Here is a 24,008-nt window from a genome sequence, read left to right on the forward strand (position 1 = left end):
GCGCAGGCTTCCGCCCCTTGTCGCTCCAACCCGGATTTTCATGAGCGAACCGAATGCACTCGAAGCATTTGCTATTCTCGATGTCCGGGTCGGGACAATTGTCGCAGCCGAGCCGTTCCCGCAAGCGCGCAAACCCGCGTACAAGCTAACGGTCGATTTCGGGCCGGAGATCGGCATCAAGCGATCGAGCGCGCAGCTTGTGGTTCACTACACGCCCGAAACGCTACTCGGGACGCAGGTACTCGGCGTAGTCAACTTTCCGACGCGCCGCATCGCCGGGTTTTCGAGCGAGGTACTCGTGCTCGGCGTGCCCGATGCCGACGGCGCGGTCGTGTTGACGCGCCCACAGCTGCCGGTCGAAAACGGCGTGCGTTTGTACTAGCGCGTCGCGTGCTCGTCGCTCTCGCCCGTTAGTTATCGAATTGCGCCGAAAACAGATACGAACCCGGAATGTTGCGGCACGCACGTTGTTCGGGGGAATAGCTCGACGCGCGCGCCGCGCCGATCGCGGCGCGATCGAGCAGCATCGACCCGCTCGAACGGTAGACCGATGCGTCGAGCACGGCGCCGCTCGCCGACAGGTGCACCTCGACTTCGGTCGTTCCGGTTAGGCCTTCCTCACTCGCGAGCTGCGGAATCTCGGGCGCTACCGGCGCAATCGTTTTCGCCGGAACGTCGGGCGCGGTACACGCCGGCTTCGGCGTTGGAGTCGCTACCGCCGGTGCCGCGGTGCCGACCACGATACTGCCCGGCGGCGCGCTCGGGAACCCCGTCGTCACCGGACCGATCGGCGGGCGTTGCGGGCCGCGCGCGGCCGGTCGCCCCAGATGCGATGCAAGACGCACCGCATGAATTGCAACGGCATGCGGACTCGGCCGATGCGCTTTCGCGAGTTTCGGGGGCGGCGTTGGACGCGGCGTCGGTTTCGGTACGACGGCGATGTGAACGATGCGCAGCGTTGCCGGCGGTTGCTCGGGCGCAGCCTTCGCCTCTTTAACGGGAACGAAGGGCAAGATCAGCAGATGCAGCGCGATCGAGACGGCAATCGCAATCTGCAAGACACGCGAATTCGATGTGCGCTTCATACCTGCAACAACCGCTCGCGCGGTACGCTCGTGACGCGCGCGTGCGCGCCGTGCCGCTCGTCACATAGCGGCGCCTTCGAACGTTGCTCCTTGCAGCTCGTCGAGAATGCGATGCAATTCCGCAACGCGTTTGGCGCAATTGTTTGATCGATCGTCTGCCCCGCCCCGATCGCTCCGAGAAAGTCGAGCGAGTCCGCGTCGTGCCGCACGATCGACCCAGAAAAACGAAAGCCCCCCGATTTCTCGGGGGCTTTCCGCATCCGGATCCGCCGTTAGCAAACCCGGGAAAAGTGGCGACGCTGGTGGGGCTCGAACCCATGACCTCCGCCGTGACAGGGCGGCGCTCTAACCAACTGAGCTACAGCGTCGTACGCCGGGACCGGCGACCCCTATTAGAAGTTTGACCGGCCGGACCCTGCGAGCCGAAGCTCGCACCGCAAAAAATGGTGGGCACGGTTGGGATTGAACCAACGACCCCCCGCGTGTGAAGCGGATGCTCTCCCACTGAGCTACGCGCCCATACCGTACGGGCCGCCATCTTTGCGAACCGGCCCATCTTACCCTACTCGCGTTCGGCTGTAAAGCGCCTTGCTCGCCTTCACGCATACTCTGTCGAAAGATCGCCGCATGCTAGAAGACTTTCCCTTGATCTCTCGCTTCCAAGTGCCCTTCGCGGATATCGACATGCTCCGCCACGTCAACAACGTTGCCTATATTCGCTGGGCCGAGACCATGCGCTCGGAGTATTTCGCGCAGGTGATGCATGGCGACATCCACAGCGCCCTCGGAATGATTCAGGCGACGATCGACTTTACGTACGAGCGGCAGCTCACCTATCGCGAGCAAATCGCGATCGGGTGCCGAATTCCGCGCATCGGCACCAAATCGTTCGACTTCTACTACGAAGTCTGGAGTGAGACGCACGGCAAGCGTGCGGCCCACGGCATCACCACCGTCGTCGCCTTCAATTTCGTCGAGAACGTCTCCATACCGGTTCCGCAAATGTGGCGCGATGCGATCGCCACGTATGAACGGGGGCCGCAACGGATATATAGGTGAGGTGGAACTCCTCACGCTCGGTCACGGAACCGCCTCCCAAGAGGACTTGGCTGCGAGAATACGGGCGGCGCAGATCGCTCGGCTCGTCGACGTGCGCAGCGTCCCCAAGAGCCGCCGCCATCCCCACGTGTGGCGCGAGCAGATGGAACTCTGGGTACCGAGCGAGACTGGGGCGACCTATACGTGGGCTGCCGAACTCGGCGGCTTTCGGAAGGCCCAACCCGATTCGCTCAATACGGCGCTTCGCCACCCATCCTTCCGCGGGTACGCCGACTACATGGAGACCGATCGCTTTCGCGACGCGCTCGCTCTGCTGCTCGAAACGGCCGCCCGCCAGCGAACGGCGATCATGTGCAGCGAAACGCTGTGGTGGCGGTGTCATCGGCGCCTCATCGCCGACGCGGCCGTGCTGCTCCACGGGGTCGAGATCGCGCACCTGAGCGCGGATGGTAAGGCGCACCCGCACGTCCCGACGGACGGCGTTCGGAGGGTCGGCGACCATCTGCGCTACGACCAAGAGGTGGCGTGAGCGCTCCGGTCGAGGCGAACGACGATGCCCTCGCCGCCGCTAAGGCGGCCGGGCTGCGCTACGTCACCGATACGATGCCGGGCATCACCCGGCGGCTGCGGGGCGGCCACTTCCAATTCTCGCGACCCGACGGGACGCCGCTCGCCGACGATGCCGAGATCGCGCGCATACGCGCGCTTGCGATTCCGCCGGCGTATGCAGACGTCTGGATCTGCCCGATCGCGAACGGGCATTTGCAGGCCACCGGTCGCGACGCTCGCGGGCGCAAGCAATACCGCTATCATAAACGCTGGCGCGAAGTTCGCGACGCAACCAAGTACGAGCGGATGATCGCGTTCGCACGCGCGCTGCCGAAAATCCGCAACCGCGTCGACGAAGATCTGCGCAAGCACGGCTTACCGCGCGAGAAAGTGCTGGCAGCGGTCGTGCAGTTGCTCGAAAGCACGCTCATACGCGTCGGCAACGAAGAGTACGCCAAGGACAACCAATCCTACGGCCTGACGACATTTGAAAATCGCCACGCGAAGGTGAGCGGCGAAACGGTGCGTTTCTCGTTTCGCGGCAAGAGCGGCGTGCGTCACGCGATCCACCTGCACGATCGACGGCTCGCACGAATCGTGCGCCAATGCCAAGATTTGCCCGGACAGGACCTGTTTAGTTACGTCGACGATGAGGGAGCGCCGCACGCGATCGACTCCTCCGATGTCAACGACTACATTCGCGAAATATCCGGCGACGAATTTTCCGCGAAAGATTTTCGCACGTGGGTCGGCACCGTTACCTGCGCGATGCTGCTCGCCAACGCCGAGGCCGCCGAGGACGCCGCCGAACGCAAGGTGCGCGTCGTATCGGCCATCAAAGACGTCGCGCTGCGTCTGGGCAACACGCCGGCCGTTTGCCGCAAGTGCTACGTGCATCCGGCCGTCCTCGATGCGTACCTCGAGGACGGTCGGCTAGATCTCGGAGCGCGTTCGCGCAAGACCACGGGCCTGCTGCCCGAGGAAACTTCCGTGCTCGCGCTCCTACGCCACCGGTCGCCGGCAACGTGAACGTTCTTAGGCCTCTCGTTTTTCACGCACGGTCTGCGCGACGTGTGCCAACAGGTCGCTCATGGCTTGAGCGCCGTCGGCGATTCGACCGCGGAAGCTGGTACTTCGGCCGCTCTCCGCGAGGCGGACGATGCGGGCGCGTGACGCGTACGAGTACAGCTCTTCGCGGCGTTGGTGGGTCTCGGATGAGATCCAGTGGTCCATGACGCCTCCAAGTGCGAACGGTGCCCTCGACGATGCAATACGAAATACACGACATCACGCACGTGCGTCGGCGAAGGGCGAGTGAATGAAAAAACCTCCGGCGATTCGCGGAGGCTCTCTAGTCTTCGGTGGTTACGCGAACGAGCGCGTTACGTAAAACCGTCTACTAAGAGCCGAGATCCGCGTGAATCGAACCCACTATTCGGGCAAACCGGAGAGACGACGAGCCAAAACCCAGCCGTCATTCGGGTAATCCCGACGGGTTGCTTGCGAATACGCGATGCAGTCATACGTCTTCTCCTTTCTCAAATAGCGTGCGAGCACGCAAAATGTTTTCCTACTGTAACACGCGGTTTTTCCGCTTGTCAAACAAACGTCGCAGCATCGTCGGCGCCCTACGGCGTTGACGGCGCCGGGGGGCTTTGCTATACTCGGCCGGGTCACATACGGGCGGTTAGCTCAGTGGGAGAGCACTACATTGACACTGTAGGGGTCGCAAGTTCAATCCTTGCACCGCCCACCATTTCAGGAACGAAGCCCGATCGCTCGGAGCTTCGTTCCTTTTTATTGCGTCTAGGCGCGAATTTCGAGCGCACCGCCGGCGGTGAGTTCTCCGATGCGGCGGGCATCGACGCCTTGCGAGCTCAGGCGTTCGAGCAGCACGCCCGCCTGGTCCGGTGCGATGGCGATGAGCAGGCCGCCCGATGTCTGCGCGTCGCACAGGAGCAGGCGCAAGGCGGGCTCGATCGCGTCCTCAAAGAGCACGCCGTTCGCCAGCGCGTTCTCGAAGTTGTTGCGCGTGCCGCCCGGTGCGGCACCCTCGCGCGCGAGTTCTAGGGCGCGCTCGAAGATCGGGACGGCGCCGGAATCGATCCGTGCCCCGAGCTTGTCGCCGGTCATTTCGCGCAGGTGTCCGATCAATCCGAAGCCGGTGATATCGGTGGCGGCGTGCGCGCCGCAGGCCACCATCGCTTCGCCCGCCAGGCGATTGAGCGCCGCCATCGAGGCGATGGCCGGTTCCAGTGCCGCCTCGTCGATCAAGTCGCGACGCCGGGCGGTCGTTAATATGCCGGTTCCCAGCGGTTTCGTAAGCACGAGCACGTCGCCGGCGCGCCCCGAATCGTTGCGAACGATGCGATCCGGGTGAACGACGCCCGTAACCGAGAGGCCGTATTTCGGCTCGTCGTCCTTAATCGTATGGCCCCCGATGACGTGGATCCCCGCCTCGGCAGCTTTCTCGGCACCGCCGGCCAGAATGGCGCCCAAAATTGACGGATCAAGATTTTCGGGAAAGGCGGCGATCGCCAAGGCGGTCACCGGCCGGCCGCCCATGGCGTAGACATCCGAGAGCGCGTTGGCGGCGGCAATCCGCCCGAACGTGCGCGGATCGTCGACGATGGGCGTGAAGAAATCGACCGTCTGCACGAGCGCGAGCTCGTCGGTCAGGCGATAGACTCCGGCATCATCGGCCGTACTGGTACCGACGAGCACGTTTGGATCGTCGATCGGTGGCAAATCGCGCAAGACTTGCGCGAGGACGCCCGCGTCCATTTTGGAGGCTCAACCGGCGCAACTGGAAAGATGCGTGAGCCGAAGGATATCCGCTTTGGTCATGTGACTCCCTATGCGAGGTGGTGAATCGTAAACATTGCAACGAGCCCGGCCACGATGCCCACCACGAATACGCCCGCCGTAACGAACCCCAAGACGCGTTTGGGGAACACGTTACGCACGATAAATAGCGACGGCAGGCTGATCGCCGGCAGCGTCATGAGCAGCGCCGTCGCCGGCCCCGTGCTCATCCCGGCATGCATCAACGTTTGGACGATCGGCACTTCGCCCGCGGTCGGAATCACGAAGAGCGTTCCGATTGCCGAAAGCAGCGCGATCGCACCAAAGCCCGCGGCGTGGAGCGTCAACCCGGGCGGGAAGAGCCATGCGCGAACGGCGCCCAAGATCAGAACGATCGCAATATAGCCCGGCAAGATCGTATAGATCTCTACCCAGAGTTCTTTGAACCACGCCGTCGCAACGCGCAACGGCGTGCGGCCCGGTTCTTCGATCGGCGCGAGCGAGGCCACGAAATTCACGTTCGGCGAATCGACGGACGAGTCGCTAAAATAGCGATTCGCCAGCCAAGCGACCACGAAGACCAGCACGAGGCCGAAGGCGATGCGCAACGCCGCGAACCGCCAGCCCAGAACGAATCCGATGAACAAGATCGTCGCCGGATTGAGCACGGGATTACCCAGAAAGAACGCTAACGCACCGCCCATGTTGGCGCGCTGCCGGCGCAACCCAACCACGATGGGGGCCGTGCAGCACGTGCACATCATGCCCGCAAGCGAGATCGCACCGCCGACCGCCGTCGAGCGGTAATCGTTGTACCCGATCAGTTTGAGCAGCCATTTGCGCGGCACGAAGACCTGCACGCACGCTCCGAGCAACAGCGCTAGCACCACGGCTTGCCAAACCGATTTGAAGTATGCGAAGGCATATCCCCAGGCGGCGCCCACTCCGGCGACCGGACTGACCGCCGACTTCCCGCTGATGATCGAACTTCCGATGCTGTGCGTCGCTGCCGCCACGTGCGCTTTATGCCAGTACGGCGCCCACTTCACGGCGAGCAAACCGATCACGGCAATCGCAACGAAGAGCAGCGTGCCAAAGATGAGCCGATTGAGGCCGACGCTCCGTTCGCCGAGCGGCGAATCGGAGAGTGCGGTCTCGGCAAGCGTGTTCTCAGTTAAATTCACGGGTGCTCCTACGTCTGCTTCACAGTGCGGAATCCGGTGATGATATCGCGTCGATGCGGCTGATAGAAATTTCGCCAGCGCGTCGAGATCAAGCGTTCGCGCGTCGACCACGCACCGCCGCGTAAGACCCGGTGCGTGCCGAACCACGGTTCGGAGTATTCCCTATAGGGGTCGGTAACGAATCCCGGATAGGCCGCAAAAATGCTGCCCGTCCATTCCCAGACGTTGCCGAGCATTTGCCGGCAGCCCGTCGGACTCTCTCCGTCCTCGAAGGCACCGACATCGCAAACGTCGCCGAACCAATGATCGAGGTTGGCTCGCGTAACGCCGGCGAAATCTTCGCCCCACGGATAACGCCGATGCATTCCGCCCGTGGCGGCGACTTCCCACTCGGCCTCCGTCGGAAGCCGGCGTCCGGCCCACGCGCAGTAGGCCTCGGCTTCGAAGAAGTTGACGTGGCAAACCGGTTCGTGCTCGCGCAGCGCTCGTATGCGGTCGAAGTGCCGGCGATCGAAAGCGCCCGCGCCGCGTCCGCCGGCGCGCGGAATCCAATAGACGGGGTGCGCGGCCCGCGCGGCCTCGCGCCACGCCCAGCCCGAATCGGACCAATAGCCGCGCTGCGAGTAGCCGCCATCCTCAACGAACGCCGCGAATTCGGCGTTGGTTACCGGCGCGCGCGCGATTTCAAATGCGTCGAGTTCGATCTCGTGCGCCCACTTCTCATTGTCGAACACGAATCCGTCGCCGGGACGAGCGCCGATCGTATAACGCCCTCCCCGAATGCGAGCGTCGCCGGTTAGCGGATTAGCGGCTGGAATGGGCCGGCACGTAACGCTCGGCTGCGCGTATGCGAGCGTTTGACGCGTATAGACCAGAGCCTCACCGTGCATGTCTTCGTGAAAAAGCGCCAGCCGGTAAAAATACTCCGCTCGCTCGCCGCGGATGGAATCCCAGAGATCGGCAATCAGCGCGAGTTCGCGATCCATGAACGCGGACGTCTGCTCTCGCGACGGCAGCGGCAGGCTCCAGCGCGTCTCGTGAGCGACCTTCGCCGAATCGTAGAGCGCGTCGGCGCCGGCAACGAGCGGAGCGCGGCCGCCGAGATGACGCGCGATCCAAAACTCGGCGAAGTAGGCGATGTGTCCCAACTCCCATAAGATGGGATTGATGCCTTCCAGCATGGGAACGGTGAACTGCTCGTCGCGCAGATCGGCGGCGAGCGCGCGCGTTCGCTCGCGCGCTTCGCGCAAGTCGCCGATGCGGGTCCTTTCCACTATGTCCATCATCACCCGCCCTTCTTGGCGACGGTCGAATCGGTGCTGAAACGGCTGCTCGTCGTCTCGCCGGCGCCGCGCGGATCGACGCTTGGAAACTCCGTGACGGCAGATCGTTACGTGCGAATCTTTCGGGCCCTCGGCTGGCGCGCGCACATCGCGAACGCGTATGACGGAGAACCCGTCGATTGCCTCGTCGGGTTGCACGCGCGCAAGAGCGCGTCGAGCGTCCTGGCCTTTCGCAAGCGTTTTCCGCGAGGGCGGCTCGTGCTGGTGCTGACGGGAACCGACCTCTATCGGGATATTGCCGATAGCGCGCTCGCCCGCCGGGCGCTCGACGCCGCCGATCTTCTCGTCACGCTGCAGCCCGAAGGGCTCGCCAAACTCCCGCGCATCCTCCGCTCGAAGGCGCGTGCAATCGTCCAGTCGGCAGAACCCGGCAAGCCGGCGCCTCGGCGCCCCGGCGGCCCGTTCGAAGTCTGCGTGCTCGGTCACCTGCGCCACGAAAAGGACCCGATGCGCGCGGCGTATGCGCTCCGGCTGCTGGACCCGCAACTGCTCGTCCGGGTAACGCAGGCAGGCGGGATTCTCGCGCCGCGTTTCGCACGCGCCACGCACGCCGAGATGCTGCGCAACCCGCGGTATCGCTACTGCGGCGAACTCAGCCGCACGCAAGCGCGGCGGCTGCTCGCGCGCAGCGACCTCATGGTTTTATCCTCGCGAATGGAGGGCGGCGCGAACGCCCTGTGCGAGGCGATCGCCTGCGGCATTCCGGTCCTGGCATCGCGCATCGCCGGCAATACGGGGATTCTCGGCCGCACGTACCCCGGGCTCTATCCCACCGGCGACTCGCGCGCCCTCGCCGCGTTACTGAAGCGCTGCGTCACCGATCGCGCGTTTTACGAGCGTCTTCGCAGCGCGTGCCGCCGGCTCGCGCCCCTCGTGTCATTCGAGCACGAGCTCGCCGCCTGGCGCCGCGCGCTCGGCAACCGCTAATCTCAGCATGACAAAAAAAAACACCACCCCTCTATTGTCATCCTGAGCTTGTCGAAGGACGACCCCCCGTTGTCATCCTGAGCTTGTCGAAGGACGGCCGCCGTGTGCTCACTCAATGTAGCGTTAGAGACTCCACTCCCACGCGTTCCACGATTCGGTTACCGGATTCGGGGCGAACCCTTTGAGATCGACCGAGAGCGCTTCTTGCTGCCGCTGCCACCAGAACGGAACGATCGGGTTATCGCGCGCCACGAGCGCCTCGATGCCGCGGTAGGCGGTCGCGCGCGCGGCGCGATCGTATTGCGTCAGCGCGCGATTCTGCAACGCCTCCATCGCCGGATTGCAGTACCGAGCCTCGTTATAGCCGTGCGGCGGGATATTCGCGCACGTCAGTTGCGAGGAGTTGTCCGGATCGATTCCGGCGTACCACGGCCAAATGGCGATATCAAAGCTGCCGCCGTTGACGATGCCGCCGGCGCCCGCCGGGGCGTACAGCAAGTCGCCCGGATAGGTTTTCACCTCAACGTCGATGCCGATCTTGCGAAGCATCGACTGCAACAGTACGGCCTCGCGCTTGTGCGTTACGTTCGCCGTCTCGGTGACCATCACGAGGTTCAAGGGCGTCTTCACGCCTGCCCCGCGTAAGAGCGCGCGCGCCCGCGCGGGATCGTAGGGGTATGGCTCGAGCGTTCGGTTGGACGCCCACATCCAGTCCGGCAAATCTCCGGTCGCGAGTTTTTCGCGTCCGTAGGTGAGCGTGCGCACCAGCTGCTGTTTATCGATGGCGTATTTTATCGCTAGGCGAACGCGCGGATCGTCGAGCGGCTTTCGGCGCAGATTGAACACCATGCCCTCGAAGCCGTTCATGTTGTCCCACACGAGGCGAATTCCGGGAACGCTCTTGAGCGCCGGGTAGGTCGCGATCGATGCCTGATACATATAGTCTACCGCGCGCGTGCGCAACAGATTTACCGACGTGTTTTCGTCGGGAACCACCTTGATTTCGATGCGGCGAAGGTGGGGCTTGCCCATAAAGAACCCGTCGTTCGCGGTCATTACGATCCGATCGCCGTGGTCCCACCGATCGAATCGGAAGGGTCCGTCGCTAACCTCCGGTCGCGCGTCGAACGGAATCTGATTGACGTTCGGATAGCGGGCCAGCACGTGTGCCGGCACGATCGCGTACGGCTGATCGCTTTCGGCGAAGAACGTGTTGACGAAGGGAGCGAACGGCTTCTTCAAACGAACGATCGCGGTCCGGTCGTCGGGCGTGTCGATGCGCGCGACGTCGTCGTACCCGTGGCGCGAGACCGCGTTGTTATTCGGATTCATAATCGCCTGCCAGGAGAATCGAACGTCTTTCGACGTGACCGGCGCGCCGTCGGTCCAGCGCGCGTTTTTTCGCAGGCGATAGGTTACGGTTAGACCGTCGGCGCTGACGCCGCCGTTCGTCCGCGACGGCACCGCCGCCGCGAGCATCGGCACGGGGTTTCCGCGCGGATCCGCCGAGAGCAGCGGCTCGAACATAAACCGTTGGATAAACACATCCACCGTATTCGAGGCGAGAATCGGATCGAGCGTCTTGGCATCTTGCGAGACCGCAATGCGCAGCGTAGCACCGCCGGAAGCCGAGTTCTGCGACGTTCCGCCGCCGCCGCACGCCGCGAGCATTGCGAGCAGCGGCACGATCGAAAGAGCGCGTCTGGTTAGCTGAATCATCGGGGCTCGTTTCGCCGCGATCCTTCAAACTGCTTCGCCAATCGCGCCAGACCGAGAAACGCGCTATCGGGGCGCGCCTTGCCGTCGGCAAGATCGGCGACGATCTCGCCGATCGCCGGAGCGAACTTATAGCCGTGCCCCGAGAACCCGCCCGCGATCACGACCCCGGCATCGCGCGGATGGCGATCGACGATGAAATGCTCGTCGGGCGTCAACGCATACATGCAGGCTTTGCCCGAACGAAAGGCGTGCGCCGCACCCGGCAGCCACGGATCCAACGCCGATTTGACCGCGGCGATATCTGCCTCGTGGATGTCGCGATCGAGCGACGCCGCGGTCGTGTAGTCGCCGTAGCCGTGCAGCGCCGCTTTCACGCCGTCACCCAAATCCGGGAAACCATAGAGCGGCCTTGGCAGGCCCGCGCGCTCGAGAAAAAATGCCGGAAACCGTCCGCGCGCAAACGCTCCGGTCGCGGGCGCGAACCAGATCTGCACGTTGCGCTGCACGACGAGCGGAAGTTCCAGCTCCGCCGCAACCTCCGCTAACCACGGCCCGGCACAGAGAACCAATTGTTCCGTCTCGATACGTTCGCCGTCCGCCAGATCCACGCGAATCGTCCCGGTGCTGCTTCGCCGCCAACTGGTTACCCGCACCCCGCCGCGCAGTTCGGCGCCGGCGAGGCGCGCCGCTTGCTGGTGTGCCGCGATGCCGCCCTCGGGAAACACGACGCCCGCATCGGGTTCGAGCAACGCGATTTCGCCCGAGCGCAACCGCGCCTGCGGAAAGCGCTTCGCAAAATCGTTCCTGCCGAGTTCGTCGATCCGCACGCCATAACGCTGCATGCTCAGACGAACGCCCTCGAGCATCGCACCGCCCGCCGCGCCGACCATCAAAACGCCGACGAGATCGAGGAGAATCGTTTGCGTTTGTATTTCGAGTTCGCGCCAAAGATCGTAGGCGCGCAAGAGGAGCGGCACGTACTGCGGGCCTTCGAAATAGGCTTTGCGGATGATGCGCGTACGGCCGGCGGAAGCGCCCAGCTCGTGTCCGAGGTCGAACTGCTCTAGGCCGAGCACCCGCTTGCGGCGCCTTGCGAGATGAGCCGCGGCGGCACTTCCCATGCCGCCCAGGCCGAGAACGACGACGTCGTACGCTACGGCTTCAAAAGTTTCGGCGGCAGCGGTTTGGTCGATCGCTGAAGATCGAGAAGTTGAAGTTCTTGCTGCTCCAGGAGCCGCGACATCGTGGCGTTCTGCGAATCGAGTTGATAACGAAGCTGCACGCGGCCCAGATCCTGCTGCGTCTCCAGGCGCAGCTGCCGATCGTTCAACGATTGCGACTGAGCGTTTAGCTGCTGCTGCATGCGTAACTGGCTCGCCTGCTGGTCGAGTTGCGCCTGCAGGAGTGCGTTATCGTCGGCCTTAGCAACGGACGTCGCGGACACGATCCCGGCCAATACGACGGCCATCGCGGATAAGTACCTCATCATGGAACTCCTGTACCCGTAGTATAACCCAATTCCAGCGCGCGCGTGATCTCGGCGCCGAAAAGGCTGAGTTGCGCCGAGTAGTAGACCCAGAGCAAGATCAGCACGAAGCCGCCAGCGGCTCCAAACGCCGAAGCCGGCGAAAAATGCGCGAAATACAGACCGAGCACGGCTTCGCCGGCGGTAAGAACGATCGCCGAAGCCGATCCGCCCGCAATCGCGCTACGCCACCGAACGCGCGTGCGCGGAAGGACTTTATACGTCACGATGAAGAGCGCCGCCAGCGCGAGAACGTTGATCGGCACGCCGACGTATTGCGAGCCGCCGAAGGCACCGGCCGCCACCAGGCTAACGAGCGCCGCGACTCCCAACGCCGCCACCATCAAAGCGGCCCGAGCCCGCGTTTTTAGAGCGCCCATCACGCCTTGCGGATGATCGGGAGTCTCCCAAATCGTATCGAGCGCACCTTGAAGTTGCAGGATCAGCCCCGTCGCGCCTAAGGCCAAGAGTACGGCGCCGGCAACGGTAGCCACGATTCCGCTGCGCGGATGCGACGCGGAGACCAGCAGAGCGTCGAGCGTGCTCGCCCCGCCGGCGCCGAGAATCGGCGCGAGTTGCGCGTCGAGTCGATGCTGCGCGGCGGCGTGACCGTAGACCAGGCCGGCAATCGCCAACACGACGAGGAGCAGCGGCGAGATAGAGAACGCCGCATAGTAGGCCAAGGCCGCAGCGAGCTGGGCCGTTTTGTGACGCTTCCACCCGGCGGCGGCACGCTTGAGGAGATCGAGCACGCGAAGCTTATACCCGTTCGTATTACGACTCCGCCCGCTCTGCAAGAACCTTGGTGAAATTCGCTCCCACCAGCACCACTTGGGCGGAGTAATAGAGCCATAAGAGCACGGCCAGCACGATGCCGACGATCGCGTAGAGCGAACGCACGTCGATGCTCCCCAGATAGAGTGCGAGAAAAAACTGGGCGCGCTCGTACATAATGGCTGTAACGAGCGAGCCGATCCACAGCGTCGGGCGCGGGATTTTCGTGGGCGGCAAACGCGCGAACATCGCCACGAACAGCAGCGTCAGCACGACGATGCTACCGGCAACGTTTACCACCTGCAGCGAGAGCGCCACCACTAGCGGTAACGCGTGAGTAAACACCGTAAGCGCATGGAGTCCGGCACCGACCAGCAGGATGATCAATAGCACGAGCGAGAGCGCGAACATTAAAAGAAACGTGGGAAAGCTCTTCCCGACGCTACGGGCCGCTCGATCCTCCTTCGGATCGTGCACGTCCCAGATGAAGTTGAGTGCGGCTTGCAATTGCATCGCGGTGGCCAAAACCGCGATCGTGAAGAGCACGGTCCCGGCGACGAGTGGAATCCACGAAGCGCCCTTCGCCGCCTGCAGCAGCGCCGTAAGAGCGTGGCCATTCTGGCTTCCCGTAAAGTGACCGACGTTTACCAGGGTCTGATCGCGCAACTGATCCGGAACGGCAATCGTTCCGGCAACGTAAAGAGCGACGAGCAGCAACGCGCCAAGCGCGATCGAGGCAAAGAAACTCAAAGCCCCTGCCATCTCCCCGGATCGATGGACGCGCCACTCACGAAATGTGGCCAGAGCGATGGCGATCGCGAGCAAGGCTAAACGGCGGAGCATTGCGCGCTTATTCCCACCTTTTGAAAAGGCGACTCCATCCCAGACCGCTAAAAAGCGCGGGTGATACCCAACCAGGAGCAACGCCGAGTCTCGCTGCCCGACCTGCGCCACACGGCCGCGCACGTGCTGGCCTATGCGGTTGCGGACCTTTTCCCGGATGCCAAGCCGACGATCGGCCCGTCCATCGAAAACGGGTTCTACTACGATTTCGATCGAGGCGAGCCGTTCTCGACGGAGGATCTCGAGCGCATCGAAAAGCGCATGAACGAGATCGTCGCGGCAAATTTCGAGATGACCGGTCGCGAAGTGACGCGCGACGAAGCGCTCGAGCGCTTTCGCAATAACCCGTATAAGGTCGAACTCGCACGCGAGATTCCCGACGGGATGCCGATTACGCTCTACACGATCGGCGAGTTCACCGATCTCTGCCGCGGGGGCCACGCCCATACCACGGGCGAGATCGGCGCGCTCAAATTAATGAGCGTCGCGGGTGCTTACTGGCGCGGCGACGAGCACAATCCGATGCTCCAACGTATCTACGGCACCGCGTGGTACGACGGCGCCGAGCTCGAGGATTACCTTACATTTCTCGAAGAGGCGCAAAAGCGCGACCATCGCAAGCTTGGCGCCGAACTGGATCTCTTTTCGATCGAAGAGGAAGCCGGCGGCGGCCTGATCTTCTGGCACCCCAAGGGCGCCGTAGTGCGCGGGATCATCGAGTCGTTCATTCGCGAAGGGCTCGTGGAGCGCGGCTATCAACCGGTGGTCACACCGCACGTCGTGAGCGAGAAGCTCTACGAAATCTCGGGACACCTCGAGAACTACGCGCACGGGATTTTCGGTCCGCTCGAGGTCGAGGAGCAGCGCTTCCGCCTCAAACCGATGAATTGTCCCGGGCACATCCTCATTTACAAGAGCCACCCGCGCAGCTACCGCGACCTGCCCATTCGCTTCAGCGAATTCGGAACGGTGTACCGTTACGAGCGCAGCGGCGTGCTGCACGGTCTCACGCGCGTTCGCGGTTTCACCCAGGACGACGCGCATCTGTTCTGCACGGCGGAACAGCTGCAGAGCGAATTCGAGCAGACGCTCGATGAAGCGCTGCGCCTAATGGACGCGTTCGGCTTCGCCTCGTTCGACTACTTTCTTTCGACGCGCGACCAGCAATCGAGAACCGAAACCGACGCGATCGGTGAAGAGGCCATTCGCAAGGCCCTCGCCAGCCGCAATCTGCCGTACAGCATCGACGAAGGCGGCGGCGCGTTCTACGGACCCAAGCTCGATATAAACGTGCGCGACGCAATCGGCCGCAAGTGGCAGCTCGGAACGGTGCAGGTCGATTTCGTGCTTCCGCAGCGCTTCGATTTGAAGTATCGCGGGAACGACGGGAACGATCACACGCCGGTCATGATCCACCGCGCTCTCGCCGGTTCGCTGGAGCGCTTCTTCGGCATCTTGATCGAACATTTCGGTGGAAACTTCCCCGCGTGGCTAGCCCCCGTGCAAGCGGTCATCGCTCCGATATCCGAACACCAGCTCGACTACGCGCGCGACGTCCGCACGCGGTTGAGCGCTCGCGGTCTTCGTATCGAAGTCGATGAGAGCAACGAAAAACTCGGGTACAAGATCCGCCACTGGAAGACGCAGAAAGTGCCGTACATTTTGGTCGTCGGCAAACAAGAGGCCGCCGACGGCAGCGTGAACGTCAACGAACGCGGCGTCGAAGCGAAACGTACGATTCCGATCGATGCGTTTGCCGACGAACTGCGCGATCGAGTGGATCGCAAGGCGTGAAAGTGACCGCGCGCGCCGCCATCGCAGCGTTGGTCCTCGGACTTGCGGCGTGCTCCGGAAATTTCGGAACGGGGACCTCGGTACCCGGCAGCGTTCTCCCGCCGGGCGGCGGCGGTTCGCCGCTTCCGTATCCGCAATCGGTCGGCTCCGGCGCGCCGGCAGCGCAATCGACGGCGGTAAAATCGACTGGCGACACCGCCGTCGTCCCGATAACCGACGCGACCAACGGCTTGCAATGCCCCGCGCTCGACGGCTATACGTGCGTGCTCCGCTTCAACGTTCCCGACGCGACCCCGGCGCCGGCCGCTACCCGCGGCGCGCACGCCGCGTCACCGTCGCCCTCACCTTCGCCGTCGCCGACTCCGGCGGCATCGCCGTCGCCGGCATCCGGCGCATCGCCGGAGGCTACGGCGACGCCCTCCGGCCCGACTATGACGCTCAAGCTCGCGACGCTCCCGAAAGACGCGCCCGCCATGGTGCACGTACCCGCTGGTTCGCTCGCGACCGTCGCGCTGATGGATGTAACGCTCACCCCCTCGGCCGACTTCGCGCTCGACGGCAACGCCGTCGCATCGTTCACGCTGCCCAAGGAGCAACTGAGCGGTCGCGGGTTTGCCCTGCAGCTCTTCGCCGTGCAGAATCGGCACAAGAAAACGGCGTATCGCCCGATCTATACGTTCGATAAATCGACGCTCGCCGGCAGCACGCTAAGCTTCGCCTTTCGTCCCCCGAAACTCACCGTCGCAAAGGGAACGAGCTATCTGCTGGTCCTCTATGGGGACGATCAGCCCGCCGCTACTGCGAGTCCCTCGCCAATGCCCAGTTCGCATCCGTGACTCGCGATCAACGCAACACATTCGTTGCGAGTTTTCTCGGGTGGACCCTCGATGCGTTCGATTACTTCCTCGTCATCGTGGTGCTCTCGCACATCGCCGACAGCTTCGGCGCCACGATCCTGCAGCTCTCGATCGCCATTACGCTCACGCTCGTACTGCGGCCCGTCGGCGCGCTGATCTTCGGCTGGTTCGCCGACCGGTACGGCCGCCGCGTCCCGCTGATGATCGACGTCGGCATCTATTCCCTCATCGAACTGTTGACCGCATTCGCACCGAACCTCACGGTCTTCCTCATTTTGCGCGCGCTGTACGGCATCGCGATGGGCGGCGAGTGGGGGCTCGGCGCGGCTCTCGCGATGGAATCGTTGCCGCCGCAGCGCCGCGGACTCTTCTCGGGGCTTTTGCAAGAGGGCTATGCCGTCGGCAATTTGCTCGCGAGCGTCGTACTCGGACTGCTCTACGTGCACATCGGGTGGCGTGGAATGTTCGTCATCGGCGTGATCCCCGCGTTGCTGATCCTCTTCATTCGCTCGAAGGTTCCCGAATCGCCCGTCTGGCTCGCGAACGCCGCGCAACGCGATGCGCGGCCGCGGGCGAGGGGTCTGCTCTGGGCTTCGATCCGACGCTACGGCGTGCTCTTCGTTTACGCCGTGCTATTCATGGCGACGTTTAATTTCATGTCGCACGGTTCGCAGGATCTCTATCCAACGTTCCTAGCCAAGCAGCACCACTTCGATCCCGCGCACGTCGGGTTGGTCAACGTGATCGCCGCGCTCGGTGCGATCTTGGGCGGCATCTTCTTCGGCTGGATCTCGCAACGCTTCGGCCGGCGCAACTCGATCTTGGTCTGCGCCGTTCTCGGCCTGTTCGCGATTCCGCTGTGGGCATTTAGCCAGACGATCGCCTTGCTCGCGCTCGGCGGTTTCGCGATGCAGTTTATGGTGCAAGGAGCGTGGGGCATCATTCCGGCGCATCTCAACGAAATCTCCCCGGCCGGAGCGCGCGGAACGTTCCCGGGATTTACGTATCAGATCGGCAATCTTATCGCGTCCGGTACGTCGACGATCCTCGCAGCGCTGGCGGCGAGCCGCGCGCTGCCCAGCGGCGGCGCGAATTACGCGTCGGCGCTGGGCTCGTTCATGGTCGTCATCTTCATCGCCGTGATCGTGATGACGGGAATCGGGTACTTCGTCACGCCCGAACGTCGCGACGCCGATTTTACCTCGGTCGCGACGGAGTAATTAGGCGGGAACGGCCTTGAGCTGTTCTTTTGCTTTTGCCAGGCGCTCGCCCAGCTGCTCTAGTTCGGCCTTGTCGAAAAGCTCGCGCGCTTCCTTGAACATCTCGTGCTCTTCTTCGTGCACGTGATGCTTCACGAGCTCGCCGAGCACTTGCAGTTTGGCATTATACGTTTCGTCGCCCGGATCGGTGCTTTCGAGTTTTTTGATCATGCCCTTGACGTTGCCGTGCTCTTCGTATGCCTCGAGCACTTCTTGTTCGGCGTCGGCGGCCTCGTCGGCGTCGGCCTTAGCTTTTAAGGCCGGATAAAAAATCGTCTCTTCGATTTTCGAATGAATCGTCAGCTCTTCATCGATCTGTTTGAAGAGCTTCTGACGCGCTACGTGCGCGTTCTCGCCGAGTTCTTGCACCTGGGCGAAAAGTTCTTCGACCTTGCGGTGGTCTGCCTTGAGCAGTGCTATTGCATCCACGTTAACGTTCTCCCGACAAAAGTGTGTAGCAACTTCTTGCCCGCGTTTGCCGGAAGCAAACGTCCGGCGTGGGCACGCTTCCTTAAGCTTAGGAGACGAAATCGTTATAGGGTTCGGTGTTCTTCTTCAGCGTGTAATCCAAAATCGCGACGTGGGTCGTCTCGACGCCGAGAATAGACGCGGCCAAGCGGGCTAGATTGCGATCTTGAAATTTCGGGATATTCCCCAAGTAACCCGAGGCGGCCGCACGCTCCACCGTTTCCGCGAAGGATAAAATATCGGTTTCCGTTTTCAAGGGCGGGTAGGTCAACTGCGTCGCAACGGTCGTCGGCGTGCCCCCGGCGGCCTTAACCGCTCCGCTCAGCGCGTCGCGGTGCGCCATGTGATCCTGCAAAAAGCCTTTCGCGACGGCCAAGATCGGCGGCGAAAGAATGCCGAGCCCGGCGGCCGCGGTATAGGCCTTGATTCCGGCGAGTTCGAGCATGATCGCCGAATTTAATACGGCGACGTCGCTTTCGCTCGCGGCCTCCGCCGATGCGATGAACGGACTCAGCAGGAGCGGCCCAAAGGCTCCGAGTGCCGTACCGGTCGCTAGAAGTTTTTTACGGGAAACCTGCATGTGTACTCTCCTTCGACATCGCCTGATTGCGTGCTACAGTTCTTCACAGGTAACGTCGCATCGCGCGCCGCGGATTCAAGCGTTTCGCCGCTCTCGCGCGAACGATTCAAGCGTTTACTCGCTTACGGTCGAGGCCGCATCGATCGCACGAACGGCGCGCGCGACCTCGTCGCCCGCGAGCACTTCGAACTCGAGACGATACGAGCGCGTTTCGCCCGGTTCTAAAAACGGCAGCGTCGAACGTTCGGCCGCCGCGCGACGGCCCTCGATCGTCGGGCAGTTCGCGGGCTCCAGTGCCATCACATACTGACGCACGCCGAGCATGCGCCAGCTAAAGAGCGCCGGCAGAACGCGGGAGTCGTACCGAATTCGCAGCGCGAGGCCGCGTCCATCGTCGAGCGTGGAATTCGCAAAGAGGGCACTCGAAAAACCGCCGTCGAGCGCGACCGGCCGATGAATGAAGACTTGCTCGGCGAAGTCGGCCTCCGGAGGGCCGCCGCGATTCCAAAGCTCGATCGCGCGCCGCGCGACGTCGTCGCGCGGATGCGTCGCGCTTCGCGCCACGTGCAGGCGGGTCGCGTCGTCGAGCAACGGATATCCCGCGTTGCAATGGTACAGCAGCATGTGCGGGGTCGTTGTTCCGCCTTCGTTGGTAATGCGATCGTGCAATTCGAGGACACTCGAATCCAGCGCTATGCGCCAGGTTCGATCGAGCCGCAGCGTCTCTCCAAAAAGACTCGCCTCGCGAACGGTGCCGTCGATTTGCACGTACTCACGCTGGTCGCTCGATACCACCCGGTACGCCACGTTTTCCGCGGCCAGATGATTGATGCGCCCGTGCTGACCCCATCTTCCCCAGCGATCTTCGCCCGCCGGTCCAAACGCCGTAAGACCGCAGGTCGTCACGAGGCCGCCGAAAAACGAGCGTTCGAAATCGTCGCCGTTAGGAGCGTAGACCGCCGATGGCACGAGTCCCGCCGGCGCTTGCCATGCCAGCGACAGTCCACGAAAATACGCGCGAGGAATGTCGAGCCCGCGATCGGGTGCGCACTCGAACTCAAAGCCGGTGCGCGTGCGAACGAGCAGACCGCGCATTCCGCAAGCCGGGCCGTCGTCGTATCGCAAGGCCGTCACGCCGCCAAGCTGCTCGGCGCGCCCCACCCGCGGGTTCACGGGCTCACTCCCAAAGCATCGCGCGCGTCCACGCCCCGCCGCACCCCTGCAGCTTCACCGGCGCCGCAACGAAGAGGCGCTTCTCGCCATCCATAACTTCATCGGGAAAGAAGAGTTCCTCCACGATGAACTTCCCGTTGCCGAGCATCGCCTTATGAGCCGGACCGGATTTGCCCGGATCGCCGTAGCCGCCGAGACTGACCGCGTCGATTCCCACGCCCTTGGCGCCGCGTTCGATCAAAAACTCCGCCGCCTCGCCGGTCAGCCAAACGTAGTGCTTCAGGAAGATCTCGCTGTTGGCGCGGCGGCGCCCGTTTCCGGTATTGAGCAGCGCAACGTCCCCGGTTTCCAGCACGCCCGCCAACGGCTCGAGATCCGCCCGTTCGATTGCCGAGCCCGGCGGCTTGTGACGCAAGTCGAAGATTGCCGCCCGCGCCACGTAGGTTTCGAGCGGCACCTGATCGATCGTCTCCCCGTCCTCGAAAAAGTGATAGGGCGCGTCGCAGTGAGTCCCCGTGTGCGTGCTCATCTCGACGATCTCTTTGTTGACGCCTTGCACCGCCAGCATATAGAACAGTCTCACTTGCGCCGGACGCGGATTATCGTCGGGATACTGCGGACAATTCGAGTAGACCGGCTGACTTAGATCGTAGATTCGCCGCGGCGCCTGCATCATTCGCGCTCGCTCCGTTCCCAAATCGCGGCGAACGTTTGCGCGTTCTTCGCGAGCACCGCATCCAGATCCGATCGCCAGATCGAGTCGGGCAGAGACTCGCTCGAAAAAATCTCCAGCGCGTAGTAGCCATCGTAGCCCGTTGCCCGGATCGCCCGCACGATCGAGGCGTTGTCGATCGTCCCCTCGCGCAGATTGCGGCGATCGGCGCCGCTTCGCGGCAAGTGCCAATCGCTCACTTGAACGATGAAGATCCGATCGCCGCAGCGAGCGATCACGTCGTCGAGGTTCGGCGTTTCGAAAATATTCCACGTGTCGACGCAGAGACCGAGCGCCGGGTGGCCGACTCGTTCGACGAGTTCGAGCGCGCGCTCCAGCCCCCAGAGCGCGGTATCGGTATTGAAAAGCACCGGATTGAGCGGCTCGAACGCGACGCGCACGCCGCGTTCTTGCGCGAAGCTCGCGAGTTCGTCAAACGCGCTCAAACAGCGCTCGTAAACGGCGAGCGCGTTCCCACCTGGGGCGGCGCCGGTGATGACGACGAACGGCGTACCCCCCGGCACGTGCGGTGCGATCCGTTCGATGGCGTCCTTGATATGGCGAATGCGATCGTCCGGCGAGGTCGGTTGCGGTGCGAGGCTGTCGGGGAAGATCGAGTGGACCTGCGACTGGACCGAACTCACGGTCAGCCCCGCCGGAACGACCGACGCCAGTTGCGGCGCGTAGTCGTTTTGGTTCAATTTGAACTCGCAGATTTCGATCGCGGCAATCTCGTGGTGCGCGTATTGCTTGACGTCGCGTTCGAACGACCACGGCCAGGTCGTAAACTCGCTCACGCCAAAGTGCGACAGTCCGTTCGACATGGCTAAATCTCCTGGCGAAGTTCGAGCACGCAAAAGCCCTTGCGATCGAGCTGGATGGCGACGCCCTTGCGAAATTGCGCCATGTCCAGCAAACGGTCCTCAAGCCATTCGCCTCGTAGGCTGTTGAAGGATCGAACCGAATACGAACCGCGCAGTTCTAGATTCAAACTCACGGCGATCGTGATCGTGCGATCGACCGTATTGCCGATAAAGACGGTGACGTGCTCGCCCTTACGCAGCGCGATTGCCGATGCCGCGTCGCCGGAAATATGTACCTTGCTCGATACGTCGGTATCGTATGCCTCGTACGGCATCGATTGATCGAAGCGGAAGTTCGCGTACATCTTCACAGAGTCGCCGGTTCGCACGACGAACCAGGTGACGTGTTTGCCTCCGAGCGGCAGATTGCGAACGCCCAGCCAGCGCCAATCGGGAGCTAGCCGCGGGTTGACGCTTGGGGAGCCGCCCGAGAGATCGAGGCCGCCCGCGCCTTCGATCGCGGCCCACAGGTAGCGTGGCGGGAACCACGGCGAAAGCATCATCCCTTGATTGGTGAGCGTCTCGCCATGCAGCCATTCGGAGAACTGGCCCGGCACCGTGTTGTTGCGTCGCGGATCTTGCGAATAATGCCGGAAACTCGACGAGAGCGCGTAAGCCATAAACTCCGGGCTGAAACGCGCGGCCGCGAACGCGTACCAAAACGTGACGCCGACCCACACGCCGCCGAGCAGCCCGTAGCCATGCGTGGGTCCGTAGTTGATATCGTTGCGCGGTACGGTATGAATTCCGGCCTCGCTCCAGAATTCGGGGACGCTCAGGCGGCTGATGATGTGCGCGGCGGTTTCGGCGTCGGCGACGTTATAGATGACCGGGAAAACCAAGTCCGACGTGATGTCGGTGCAGGCGTTGCCCTCGATATCGATGTTGAGATAGTAGAGCCCCGTATCGCGATTGAGTAGATGCGCGTTGATCGCCTCGCGCAACTCTTCGCCGTGCGCGCGAAACTCCGCGCTCTCCTTATGCCGCCCGAGAGCGCGTGCCATGTGCGAGATCGTATTGAGCGCCGCGTAGCACTCCGAGTTCACCTCCGTCGTCGCACCGGAGAGCCGGTAGCCCTGGATCACATTGCGCCAGCCGATAATTCCCCAGTCGGAGGTTCCGGTCGCGGTGCACCATACCAGGCCCTGTTTGTTGCGCTGCGACAAGATGTACTTGGCAGCCTTCAGCGCGGCCGGGTAGACGCGCTTGAGAAAGACGCGATCGCCCGTCGTGTTGAAGTGGTGCCAGAGCGCGAGGATCAAAAGCGGCGTGTTGTCGTTGATATTGAGCCCGTAGTCCTCGCTCTTGCCATTGCGAATATCGTAGTACTCAACGACCATTCCGTTCTTCTCGAGATGCTCCGCATACCAGAGCAGCGAGTCGCGCGAAAAATCGGGAGTGATATAGTCAGACCCGAAGGCAAACCACGCCGTATCGCGTCCCACACTATTATTCGATCGCGTCGGGTCGTTCACGAACGACCAGCCGGTCAACGACAGCACCTCGGTTCGCAGCATGTTGGCCTTAGCCCACAATACGCCGCGATTTACGTCTTGATCCGGCGTGATGACCACCGCACGATTGAGGATTTCGTCGTAGTGGGCGCGCGTTCGCGCGAGCGCCCGCTCGGCGGTCGGCGCCGACGCGTACGTCCGCAACGCCGAAGCGCGTCCCTTAATCGAGAAACTCAAGATGTAGTAGAATCTCGAGCTCGTTCCCGGTTTCAAGCGGTGCGTCAGATGAATGATCCCGATCGGATCCGACGACTTCCCGATGGTCGTGTTGGAAAGCTTACCCGGGAAGACCGCCGCGCTGGGTTTCCCCTTGTCGAGCGTCGTCTCATAACTTGCCGGTTCGACCGAGCACCCGAAGAGCCGCACGACCTGCGGCGCCGAGGCATTCCACGCAACCAGAGCCCGATGCACCTTACTATACGACGTCGCCACATCGTGCTTCGTATCGCCGCGCAGCTGCGCCGACGCATAGGTGCCGATCTCGATCGTCTCGCTCGTGTCGTTCGTCATTTCCACCGCGTAATAGGCGGCTGGAGGATCCACCTTAGCGCCCTTCGGCTTCCCATTGAGCACGAACACCCGCTCGCGAACGACGATCCCGTTGCTCAACTCGAATACGTGTTCCTGATGATCCGGATGGATGACGAACTGACCCGGCAACGCCGGCAGCGGAATGCCCGTGCGGGCGTCCCAATGATGCACCACCACCGTACCGATAAGCGTTTGTCCCGCATCGGGCGAGTAGAACTTCTCGATCGCCCCCGTCGGTTTGAGCACCACGACCGCCTTGGGCGCGCCCAGCGTGCTCCCCGCGGCCATCTGCCCGTCGGAAATCTCATACGTCGAAATCCGCTCGCCCGACCCACTAACCTTCGCAATCACACAACACTCCCAAAACAGCACTCCACTTCAACACCCCCACCCGCGACAACCTCACGCATGACAACAACTGAATGCACCCTCGCCTTCTGTCAT

The 24,008-nt window shown here is 62.8% G+C and carries 25 protein-coding genes and 3 tRNA genes; 9 read left to right on the forward strand and 19 right to left on the reverse strand.

The window, feature by feature from the left end:
- Nucleotides 1–40 precede the first annotated feature (40 nt).
- Complete coding sequence (locus tag VIG32_00655; GenBank protein ID HEY8296522.1) at nucleotides 41–382, forward strand: tRNA-binding protein; 342 nt, start codon at nucleotides 41–43, stop codon at nucleotides 380–382.
- Nucleotides 383–410: 28 nt separating this feature from the next.
- Here the strand turns inward: VIG32_00655 and VIG32_00660 are convergent, their stop codons facing one another.
- From VIG32_00660 to VIG32_00675, 4 genes are all read right to left on the reverse strand, one after another.
- Complete coding sequence (locus VIG32_00660) at nucleotides 411–1,058, reverse strand: TonB family protein (GenBank protein ID HEY8296523.1); 648 nt, start codon at nucleotides 1,056–1,058, stop codon at nucleotides 411–413.
- A gap of 23 nt (nucleotides 1,059–1,081) precedes the next feature.
- Nucleotides 1,082–1,294, reverse strand: coding sequence for a hypothetical protein (locus VIG32_00665; protein HEY8296524.1), 213 nt, complete (start codon nucleotides 1,292–1,294; stop codon nucleotides 1,082–1,084).
- 82 nt (nucleotides 1,295–1,376) lie between these two features.
- Nucleotides 1,377–1,453: transfer RNA gene (locus VIG32_00670), tRNA-Asp, on the reverse strand.
- A 76-nt stretch (nucleotides 1,454–1,529) separates the two neighbouring features.
- Nucleotides 1,530–1,604: transfer RNA gene (locus VIG32_00675), tRNA-Val, on the reverse strand.
- A 126-nt stretch (nucleotides 1,605–1,730) separates the two neighbouring features.
- On the opposite strand from VIG32_00675, the gene VIG32_00680 reads away from it, so the two are divergent.
- From VIG32_00680 to VIG32_00690, 3 genes are read left to right on the forward strand one after another with little or no spacing between them, the layout of a single operon-like run.
- Nucleotides 1,731–2,144, forward strand: coding sequence for an acyl-CoA thioesterase (locus VIG32_00680; protein HEY8296525.1), 414 nt, complete (start codon nucleotides 1,731–1,733; stop codon nucleotides 2,142–2,144).
- Nucleotides 2,113–2,673 carry a DUF488 domain-containing protein gene (locus VIG32_00685; GenBank protein HEY8296526.1) on the forward strand — a complete coding sequence of 187 codons (561 nt, stop codon included), beginning with the start codon at nucleotides 2,113–2,115 and terminating at the stop codon, nucleotides 2,671–2,673. Before VIG32_00680 ends, VIG32_00685 begins: the two co-directional genes overlap by 32 nt.
- Nucleotides 2,670–3,722 carry a hypothetical protein gene (locus tag VIG32_00690; protein ID HEY8296527.1) on the forward strand — a complete coding sequence of 351 codons (1,053 nt, stop codon included), beginning with the start codon at nucleotides 2,670–2,672 and terminating at the stop codon, nucleotides 3,720–3,722. Before VIG32_00685 ends, VIG32_00690 begins: the two co-directional genes overlap by 4 nt.
- A gap of 6 nt (nucleotides 3,723–3,728) precedes the next feature.
- Here VIG32_00690 and VIG32_00695 read toward each other — a convergent pair whose 3' ends face one another.
- On the reverse strand, nucleotides 3,729–3,926 hold the full coding sequence (locus VIG32_00695; GenBank protein HEY8296528.1) for a hypothetical protein: 198 nt from the start codon (nucleotides 3,924–3,926) through the stop codon (nucleotides 3,729–3,731).
- A 448-nt stretch (nucleotides 3,927–4,374) separates the two neighbouring features.
- Between VIG32_00695 and VIG32_00700 the strand changes: the two genes are divergently transcribed.
- Nucleotides 4,375–4,449 (forward strand) — tRNA-Val (locus VIG32_00700).
- A gap of 50 nt (nucleotides 4,450–4,499) precedes the next feature.
- Here the strand turns inward: VIG32_00700 and selD are convergent.
- Genes selD through senA form a run of 3 tightly spaced genes read right to left on the reverse strand, consistent with a single transcriptional unit; the run spans nucleotide 4,500 to nucleotide 7,956 of the window.
- Entirely contained in the window at nucleotides 4,500–5,540 is a 1,041-nt protein-coding gene (selD, locus tag VIG32_00705) for a selenide, water dikinase SelD (GenBank protein HEY8296529.1), read from the reverse strand.
- An 8-nt stretch (nucleotides 5,541–5,548) separates the two neighbouring features.
- Nucleotides 5,549–6,682, reverse strand: a complete 1,134-nt coding sequence (locus tag VIG32_00710; GenBank protein ID HEY8296530.1) for a permease — start codon at nucleotides 6,680–6,682, stop codon at nucleotides 5,549–5,551.
- 8 nt (nucleotides 6,683–6,690) lie between these two features.
- A complete protein-coding gene (gene senA, locus VIG32_00715) occupies nucleotides 6,691–7,956 on the reverse strand; it encodes a selenoneine synthase SenA (GenBank protein HEY8296531.1) in 1,266 nt (421 codons plus the stop codon).
- 24 nt (nucleotides 7,957–7,980) lie between these two features.
- On the opposite strand from senA, the gene senB reads away from it, so the two are divergent.
- Nucleotides 7,981–8,952, forward strand: coding sequence for a selenoneine biosynthesis selenosugar synthase SenB (senB, locus tag VIG32_00720; GenBank protein HEY8296532.1), 972 nt, complete (start codon nucleotides 7,981–7,983; stop codon nucleotides 8,950–8,952).
- 123 nt (nucleotides 8,953–9,075) lie between these two features.
- Here senB and VIG32_00725 read toward each other — a convergent pair whose 3' ends face one another.
- From VIG32_00725 to VIG32_00745, 5 genes are read right to left on the reverse strand one after another with little or no spacing between them, the layout of a single operon-like run.
- Entirely contained in the window at nucleotides 9,076–10,671 is a 1,596-nt protein-coding gene (locus VIG32_00725; protein ID HEY8296533.1) for a peptide ABC transporter substrate-binding protein, read from the reverse strand.
- Complete coding sequence (gene solA, locus VIG32_00730) at nucleotides 10,668–11,864, reverse strand: N-methyl-L-tryptophan oxidase (GenBank protein HEY8296534.1); 1,197 nt, start codon at nucleotides 11,862–11,864, stop codon at nucleotides 10,668–10,670. The genes VIG32_00725 and solA overlap by 4 nt, the downstream gene beginning before the upstream one ends.
- Nucleotides 11,825–12,160 carry a hypothetical protein gene (locus VIG32_00735; protein ID HEY8296535.1) on the reverse strand — a complete coding sequence of 112 codons (336 nt, stop codon included), beginning with the start codon at nucleotides 12,158–12,160 and terminating at the stop codon, nucleotides 11,825–11,827. The genes solA and VIG32_00735 overlap by 40 nt, the downstream gene beginning before the upstream one ends.
- Nucleotides 12,157–12,948, reverse strand: coding sequence for a YihY/virulence factor BrkB family protein (locus VIG32_00740; GenBank protein HEY8296536.1), 792 nt, complete (start codon nucleotides 12,946–12,948; stop codon nucleotides 12,157–12,159). Before VIG32_00740 ends, VIG32_00735 begins: the two co-directional genes overlap by 4 nt.
- 22 nt (nucleotides 12,949–12,970) lie before the next feature.
- Complete coding sequence (locus tag VIG32_00745; GenBank protein HEY8296537.1) at nucleotides 12,971–13,813, reverse strand: YihY/virulence factor BrkB family protein; 843 nt, start codon at nucleotides 13,811–13,813, stop codon at nucleotides 12,971–12,973.
- 60 nt (nucleotides 13,814–13,873) lie between these two features.
- On the opposite strand from VIG32_00745, the gene thrS reads away from it, so the two are divergent.
- The 3 genes from thrS to VIG32_00760 are packed head-to-tail and all read left to right on the forward strand — an operon-like array spanning nucleotide 13,874 to nucleotide 17,684.
- Nucleotides 13,874–15,607, forward strand: a complete 1,734-nt coding sequence (gene thrS / locus VIG32_00750; GenBank protein ID HEY8296538.1) for a threonine--tRNA ligase — start codon at nucleotides 13,874–13,876, stop codon at nucleotides 15,605–15,607.
- Complete coding sequence (locus VIG32_00755; protein ID HEY8296539.1) at nucleotides 15,604–16,443, forward strand: hypothetical protein; 840 nt, start codon at nucleotides 15,604–15,606, stop codon at nucleotides 16,441–16,443. The genes thrS and VIG32_00755 overlap by 4 nt, the downstream gene beginning before the upstream one ends.
- On the forward strand, nucleotides 16,440–17,684 hold the full coding sequence (locus VIG32_00760; protein HEY8296540.1) for an MFS transporter: 1,245 nt from the start codon (nucleotides 16,440–16,442) through the stop codon (nucleotides 17,682–17,684). Before VIG32_00755 ends, VIG32_00760 begins: the two co-directional genes overlap by 4 nt.
- On the opposite strand, the gene VIG32_00765 is transcribed toward VIG32_00760, so the two are convergent.
- The 6 genes from VIG32_00765 to VIG32_00790 form a co-directional block, all read right to left on the reverse strand.
- The gene (locus VIG32_00765) at nucleotides 17,685–18,152 is read right to left on the reverse strand and encodes a hemerythrin domain-containing protein (GenBank protein ID HEY8296541.1); all 468 of its coding nucleotides are present in this window, start codon (nucleotides 18,150–18,152) and stop codon (nucleotides 17,685–17,687) included. It lies immediately after the preceding gene.
- Nucleotides 18,153–18,240: 88 nt separating this feature from the next.
- The gene (locus VIG32_00770) at nucleotides 18,241–18,771 is read right to left on the reverse strand and encodes a ferritin-like domain-containing protein (GenBank protein ID HEY8296542.1); all 531 of its coding nucleotides are present in this window, start codon (nucleotides 18,769–18,771) and stop codon (nucleotides 18,241–18,243) included.
- A gap of 114 nt (nucleotides 18,772–18,885) precedes the next feature.
- Nucleotides 18,886–19,944 (reverse strand): aldose 1-epimerase family protein, encoded by a 1,059-nt coding sequence (locus tag VIG32_00775; GenBank protein HEY8296543.1) that lies wholly within the window; start codon nucleotides 19,942–19,944, stop codon nucleotides 18,886–18,888.
- 4 nt (nucleotides 19,945–19,948) lie between these two features.
- Entirely contained in the window at nucleotides 19,949–20,620 is a 672-nt protein-coding gene (locus VIG32_00780) for a cyclase family protein (protein ID HEY8296544.1), read from the reverse strand.
- Complete coding sequence (locus VIG32_00785) at nucleotides 20,617–21,480, reverse strand: sugar phosphate isomerase/epimerase family protein (GenBank protein ID HEY8296545.1); 864 nt, start codon at nucleotides 21,478–21,480, stop codon at nucleotides 20,617–20,619. Before VIG32_00785 ends, VIG32_00780 begins: the two co-directional genes overlap by 4 nt.
- A gap of 2 nt (nucleotides 21,481–21,482) precedes the next feature.
- Entirely contained in the window at nucleotides 21,483–23,915 is a 2,433-nt protein-coding gene (locus tag VIG32_00790; GenBank protein ID HEY8296546.1) for a hypothetical protein, read from the reverse strand.
- Between the last annotated feature and the right edge of the window lie 93 nt (nucleotides 23,916–24,008).

This window comes from Candidatus Baltobacteraceae bacterium (assembly GCA_036559195.1).
GTDB lineage: Bacteria > Vulcanimicrobiota > Vulcanimicrobiia > Vulcanimicrobiales > Vulcanimicrobiaceae > JALYTZ01.